The organism is Micromonospora sp. NPDC005197 (assembly GCF_040608295.1).
GTDB lineage: Bacteria > Actinomycetota > Actinomycetes > Mycobacteriales > Micromonosporaceae > Micromonospora.
Map to the genome: position 1 here is coordinate 58,102 of NZ_JBEXHY010000024.1, position 6,455 is coordinate 64,556.

At 73.2% G+C, this 6,455-nt stretch carries 5 protein-coding genes; all 5 read right to left on the minus strand.

Annotated features, from left to right (window positions below; genetic code table 11):
* Positions 1 to 3 precede the first annotated feature (3 nt).
* Genes ABZU46_RS11750 through ABZU46_RS11770 form a run of 5 tightly spaced genes read right to left on the minus strand, consistent with a single transcriptional unit; the run spans position 4 to position 5,938 of the window.
* Positions 4 to 1,605: a carboxyl transferase domain-containing protein gene (locus ABZU46_RS11750; RefSeq protein ID WP_354856542.1), complete on the minus strand. Its 1,602-nt coding sequence runs from the start codon at positions 1,603 to 1,605 to the stop codon at positions 4 to 6.
* Positions 1,602 to 2,849 (minus strand): acyl-CoA dehydrogenase family protein, encoded by a 1,248-nt coding sequence (locus ABZU46_RS11755; RefSeq protein WP_354856544.1) that lies wholly within the window; start codon positions 2,847 to 2,849, stop codon positions 1,602 to 1,604. The genes ABZU46_RS11750 and ABZU46_RS11755 overlap by 4 nt, the downstream gene beginning before the upstream one ends.
* Positions 2,846 to 4,522, minus strand: a complete 1,677-nt coding sequence (locus ABZU46_RS11760; protein ID WP_354856546.1) for an acyclic terpene utilization AtuA family protein — start codon at positions 4,520 to 4,522, stop codon at positions 2,846 to 2,848. The genes ABZU46_RS11755 and ABZU46_RS11760 overlap by 4 nt, the downstream gene beginning before the upstream one ends.
* On the minus strand, positions 4,519 to 5,316 hold the full coding sequence (locus ABZU46_RS11765; RefSeq protein WP_354856547.1) for a TIGR03084 family metal-binding protein: 798 nt from the start codon (positions 5,314 to 5,316) through the stop codon (positions 4,519 to 4,521). Before ABZU46_RS11765 ends, ABZU46_RS11760 begins: the two co-directional genes overlap by 4 nt.
* 37 nt (positions 5,317 to 5,353) lie before the next feature.
* Complete coding sequence (locus ABZU46_RS11770) at positions 5,354 to 5,938, minus strand: TetR/AcrR family transcriptional regulator (RefSeq protein ID WP_354856553.1); 585 nt, start codon at positions 5,936 to 5,938, stop codon at positions 5,354 to 5,356.
* Positions 5,939 to 6,455 lie beyond the last annotated feature (517 nt).

Sequence of the window (6,455 nt, forward strand, 5' to 3'; positions counted from 1 at the left end):
CCTCTACATCCGGAAGACGCCGAAACCGTCGGCGCCCTTCACCGGTCCGTTGTGGATCGCCGAGAGGCAGAGCCCCAGCACGGTGCGGGTGTCCCGGGGGTCGATCACCCCGTCGTCGTAGAGCCGGCCGGAGAGGAAGAGCGCGCCGGACTGCGACTCGATCTGCTGCTCGACCATCATCCGCATCGCCGCGTCGGACTCCTCGTCGAATGAGCGCCCCCGGGCGGCGGCGGCCTGCCGGGCCACGATGGAGAGCACCCCGGCGAGCTGCGCCGGGCCCATCACCGCCGACTTGGCGTTCGGCCAGGTGAACAGGAACCTCGGCTCGTACGCCCGCCCGCACATGCCGTAGTTGCCGGCCCCGTACGAGGCGCCCAGGTTCACCGTCAGGTGCGGCACCGTCGAGTTCGACACCGCGTTGATCATCAATGCGCCGTGCTTGATGATGCCGCGCTGCTCGTACTCGGTGCCGACCATGTAGCCGGTGGTGTTCTGCAGGAAGATCAGCGGGGTGTCCGAGGCATTCGCGAGCTGGATGAACTGGGCCGCCTTCTGCGCCTCCGCGCTGAACAGCACCCCCCGGGCGTTCGCCAGCACCCCCACGGGATACCCGTGCAGCTCGCCCCAGCCGGTGACCAGCGCGTCCCCGTACGCCGGCTTGAACTCGTCGAAGTCGCTGCCGTCCAGGATCCGGGCCAGCACCTCGCGCGGGTCGAACGGCACCTTCAGATCGGAGCTGACGATGCCGAGCAGCTCCTCCGGGTCGTACTTCGGCGGCTGCGGCACGGCCGTGCGCGGCGACGGGCCCTGCTTGCGCCAGTTGAGCCGGCGGACGCACTGCCGGGCCAGCCGGATGCCGTCGCGCTCGTCGGCGGCCAGGTAGTCGGCGAGCCCGGACGTGCCGGCGTGCATCGCCGCGCCACCCAGCGACTCGTCGTCGGTGACCTCGCCGGTCGCCATCTTCACCAGCGGCGGCCCGGCCAGGTAGACCTGCGACCGGTCCCGAATCATGATCACGTGGTCGGACATCCCCGGCACGTACGCGCCACCGGCCGTGGCGTTGCCGAAGACCACGCTGACCGTGGGGATGCCCGCGGCCGAGAGCCGCGTCAGGTCCCGGAACACCCGGCCACCCGGGATGAAGATCTCCGCCTGGGTGGGCAGGTCCGCCCCGGCCGACTCGACCAGATTGACCATCGGCAGCCGGTTGGCCAGGGCGATCTCACCGGCCCGCCGGGTCTTCGCGAGCGACCACGGGTTGACCGCGCCGCCGCGTACCGTCGGGTCGTTGGCGACGATCAGGCACTCGACGCCCTCGACCACGCCGATACCCGTGACCACGCTGGCCCCGACCGGGAAATCCGTGCCGTACGCGGCGACCGGCGACAGCTCCAGAAACGGGCTGTCGGCGTCCACCAGCAGCTCGATCCGCTCCCGGGGGAGCAGCTTGCCGCGCTTGTGGTGCCGGGACACGTACTTCTCGCCGCCGCCCGCCCGGGCCTGGTCCAGCGCGGCGTCCAGCTCGGCCAGTCGCTCCAGCAACGCCGCCCGGTTCGCCACGTGCCCCGGTGCGGCCGGATCGATCGCGCTGTCCAGGATCGTCATAGGCCCATGCCCTTCGCGATGATCTCGTTCATGATCTCGGTGGTGCCGCCGCCGATGCCGAGGATCCGGGCATCGCGGTAGTGCCGCTCCACCTCGGCGTCACGCAGGTAGCCGAAGCCACCGTGCAGTTGCAACGCCTGGTCGACGACCTGGTCACAGGCGGCCACCGCGACGTTCTTGGCCATCGCCACCTCGGTCACCACCGGCTCGCCGGCGACTGCTCCAGGTCGCGGCGCGGCGTCAGACGCGCCGAGCTGGAGTGGTCGAGCCACCCGGATGGCCACCTCGTGCACGTACGACCGGGCCGCCTCGGCGCGGGTGTGCATCTCGGCCAGCCGGTGCCGGACCAGCTGCCGGCTGGCCAGCGGACGCCCGAAGGTCTCCCGGTCCCGGCACCAGCGCACCGCCAGCTCGACGCAGCGCTGCGCGGTCGCGTAAGCCTGGGTCGCCAGCGACAGTCGCTCGGCGGCGAAGTGCTGCATGATCGCCAGGAAGCCGGTGTTCTCCGCGCCGATCCGGTTGGCCACCGGCACCCGCACGTCGACGAAGGACAGCTCGGCCGTGTCCGAGCAGTGCCAGCCCAGCTTCTCCAGTCGGCGCCCCACCGTGAACCCGGGCGACCCCTTGTCGATGACGAGCAGGGTCAGTTCACCGCTGCCGGGGAAATCGGTGCACACCGCGGTGGTCACGAAGTCGGCCCGGTGCCCGCTGGTGATGTACGTCTTCGACCCGTTCACCACGTAGTGGTCGCCGTCGCGGCGGGCGGTGGTGCGGATGCCGGCCACGTCGGAGCCGCCGTCCGGCTCGGTGATCGCCAGCGCGCCGATCATCGTGCCGGCCAGGGTCGGCCGGACGTACCGCTCGATGAGGCCGTCGTCGGCGGGCGACGGGCTGCCGCCGAGCCGGCCGCCCAGCGACCCGCCGGTGCGGGCGCCGGCCGCGGCGACCATGTGCGGCAACGCGATGCCGTGCGTGAACAGGGCCGCTACCAGACCGGACGAGCCGCCCGAGCGGATCAGCTCCTCCGTCACGATGATCGAGTCGAGCAGGTCACCGCCGCTGCCGCCCACCGACTCGGGAAAGCCGATGCCGAGCAGGCCGAGCTTCGCGGCGGTCGCGTGCAGGGCCCGGGGGACCTCGCCGGCCCGCTCCCAGTCGTCCAGGTGCGGCAGCACCTCCCGGGTCACGAAGGCCCGGGTCAACTCGCGCAGCTGCCGCCGTTCGGGGGTGTCCACGATGCTCATCGCGCCACCCCCGTCGGCACATCGGCGGGCAGGTCGACGATCCGGGCGCGCAGCAGCTCACCGAGCGCCTTGGCCTGCGGATCGAACCGGGTGGACGCGGCGACCCCGGCCCCGAGCAGGCCCTCGATCACGAAATTGACCGCGCGCAGGTTCGGCAGCTCGTAGCGCCGCACCGACAGCGACGCCGTCTCCGGCAGCAGCTCGGCCAGCCGCTCGACGGTCAACCAGGCGCGCAGCCACGCGTACCCGGCGTCGCTTCGGGCCCAGACACCGAGGTTGGCGTCACCGCCCTTGTCGCCCGAGCGCGCGCCGACCAGCTCGCCGAGCGCCCCGCGCCGGGTCGGGCCGTCAACCGCCGCGTCGCCGCCCGGTACGGTCTCGTCGTCCGCGGTGGGGACGGTGCGGAACGGCGGGGCGATCGGCACCCGCTCACCGCCGGGCAGGACCGCGACGTGCGCGACCTCGTCCTGCGGCACGGTGTCGGCGGTGAAGACGCCGTACGGTGTCGCGTCGCCCGGGAGGGTGGTCAGCGTGCAGCCCGGGTAGGAGGCCAGCGCCAGCTCCACCGCGGCGGCCGAGAAGGCCCGCCCGGCCCGCGCCTTGTCACTGTCGCGCAGGTGTACGTGCAGCAGGGCGCTGGCCGCCTCGGTGTCGGCGGCGTCCGGGTGGTCGGTGCGGGCAAGCGTGACTTCCAGCCCGTCCTTGCCCACCGCCTCCTCGATCTGCCCCCGTACCAGGGCCGCCTTCGCCTCGATGTCCAGCCCACAGAGGACGAACGTCATCGAGTTCCGGAAGCCGCCGAGGTTGTTGACGCCCACCTTGAGCGTTGCCGGGGGCGGGGTGCCCCGGACGCCGGAGACCCGGACCCGGTCCGGCCCGTCGGGGCGCAGCGTCACGGAATCCAGCCGGGTGACCACGTCCGGCCCCAGGTAGGCCGGCCCGCCGATCTCGTAGAGCAGCTGGGCGGTGACGGTCTCCACGGTGACCGCGCCGCCGGTGCCCGGATGCTTGGTGACCACGGATGAGCCGTCGGAGTGCACCTCGGCGATCGGGAAGCCGGGGCGGTGCCCGCCGTCGGGCAGTTCGGTGAAGAAGCTGAAGTTGCCGCCGGTGACCTGCGCCCCGCACTCCAGGAGGTGCCCGGCGACGGTCGCCCCGGCCAGCTCGTCGAGGTCGTCGCGGCCCCACCCGTATCGGGCGATGGCCGGGCCGACCACCAATGACGCGTCGGTGACCCGGCCGGTGACCACCACGTTGGCACCGGCGTCGAGGCAGGCGGCGATCCCGAACGCGCCCAGGTAGGCGTTCGCGGTGAGCGCGTCGGGCCGCTGGAGCGCGTCGCCCTCGACGTACCCCACCTGGGCCGACAGGCCCAGACGGCCGGCGAGCGCCTCGATGGCGGCGGCCAGGCCGGCCGGATTCAACCCGCCGGCGTTGGTCACGATCCGCACCCCCCGGTCGAGGGCTGTGCCCAGGCACGTCTCCAGCTGGCGCAGGAACGTCTTCGCGTAGCCGAGGTCGGGGTCGCGCAGCCGGTCCCGACCGAGGATCAGCATGGTCAGCTCGGCCAGGTAGTCACCGGTCAGCACGTCCAGTTCGCCGCCGTCGAGCATCTCCCGCCAGGCGGTAAACCGGTCGCCGTAGAAGCCGGAGGCGTTGCCGATGCGGATCACGCCCGTACTCCGTTTTCGCTGGCCGGTGCCCGGCCGGCCCCCGGCGGCCCGGCGAAGGCCTGCGCCACGTCGAGCCACTCGTCGGCGATCGGGCCGGTGGCCACCAGGGCGAGGTCCGCGCGGTGGCGGCGTTGGGTGACCAGGAGGCAGAAGTCCCGGGCCGGGCCGCTCAGCCGGTCGGCGGCGTCCGCCGGACCCCAGGTCCACATGTCACCGCCGGGCCCGACCAGCTCGACCCGGACCGGCGCCGCCGGTGCCGGCCGGCCGTGGGCGGCGAAGCCGTGCCCGAGAGTACGCACGCCCAGGTGCGCCACGTGCCGGAGCCGGTCGCTGTCGGGGCGGACGACACCGACGGCGTCGGCCACGTCCTCGCCGTGTGCCCAGGTCTCCATCATCCGGGCCGTCGCCATCGAGGTGGCCGACATCCGGGTGCCGTACCAGGGCAGCTTCTCGCCGGCCGGGACGGCGGCCAGGGCGTCGGCGAGTGCCGCCCGCCCGGCGCGCCAGCGGGCGAGCAAGTCGACGGGCGGGGCGAGGAATGCATCGGCACCCGCGTCCACCAGCCGCGTCACGTCCGGAGCGCCGGTCACCGTCGCGTAGAACGCCTCGGTATCGGTGGCGGCCAGCAGCGCCACGTGGTCGGTCCAGGCGAGGTGGGCGATCTGGTGCCCGATGCTCCAGCCGGCCGCCGGGGTCGGGCGGGCCCAGTCGGCTGCCGGCAGCGGCGCCACCAGCGCGTCCAGGTCAGCGGACTCGTCGGCCAGATCCGCGAGCAGGTCACTGAGGTCGACCATGGTGCCTCCGGTCGGTGCTGGGCCGGTGTGGCCGGGGTCAGGGCGTGAGGAGGGTGGCGAGCTGGCGTTTCCAGGTGACGAGCAGGGCGGCACGGCGGGCCGAGTCGTCGCTGAGCAGGTTGGCCACCCCGAGCCCGCGCAGCAGGTCGAGGGTGGCCTGCACGGCTTCGCGGACGCCGGGACGACGCTCGTCGACCCCGAGCAGGGCGACGGTGAGCCGGTGCATCTCCCGGCCGACCGTCGCCTCCAACGGGACCAGGGCGTCGCGGAGCTCCGGGTCGGTGCGGGCGGCCACCCACAGTTCGAGCGCGGCGACGAAGAGCGGCCCGGTGAAGGCCACCCCGAGCAGGTCGATCACCCGGTCCAGCCGCTGCGGGCCGGCCGGCAACGCCTCGGCCTCGGTGCGCAGCTCGTTGGCCCGGCGCTCGGCCAGATGGGCGACGGCGGCCGTGACCAGCGCGGCCTTCGTCGGGTAGTGGTGCAGCTGCGCGCCCCGCGAGACACCTGCTCGCGCCGCCACGACGGTGGTCGTGGTGCCGGACCAGCCATGATCGATGAGGCAGTCGACGGTCGCCTCCAGCAGGCGGGCCTGGGTGGCGCGACTGCGCTCCTGCTGGGGCACGCGCGTCGCGCCGGCGGACGTCGAGGCAGCGGACGTCGCGGCGGCGGACGTCGCGGCGGCAGACGTCGATGCGGCGGACACGGCAACAGCCTGCGGCCTCCGAAACAAACAGTCAAGACTGACTTTTTATGGCTGGATCGGCGATGTGCTCAGGTCGAGCTGACCTCGACTGCCCTCCCCGGCCCCTGTAGAGCTGCCCCACGAATGGGGCAGCGACGACGCGCCATCCGCCCCTCCTACTCCCCGGCCCTCCGGAGAGCTGGCCTGCCTCGGGATTGGACGGCGACGATGCGCCATCTGCCCCTCCACCTCCAGGGCCTTCGTAGAGCTGCCCCGGGCTGAGGCGGCGACGATGCGCCACCTGCCACTCCCTGGCCCTGTAGAGCTGCCCCACGAGTGGGGCGGCGGCGACGTTTGGTCTGCCCCTCCTACTCCGGGCCTTCGTAGAGCTGCCGGGACTGGGGCGGCGACGATGCGCCACCTGCCACTCCCTGGCCCTGTAGAGCTGCCCCACGAG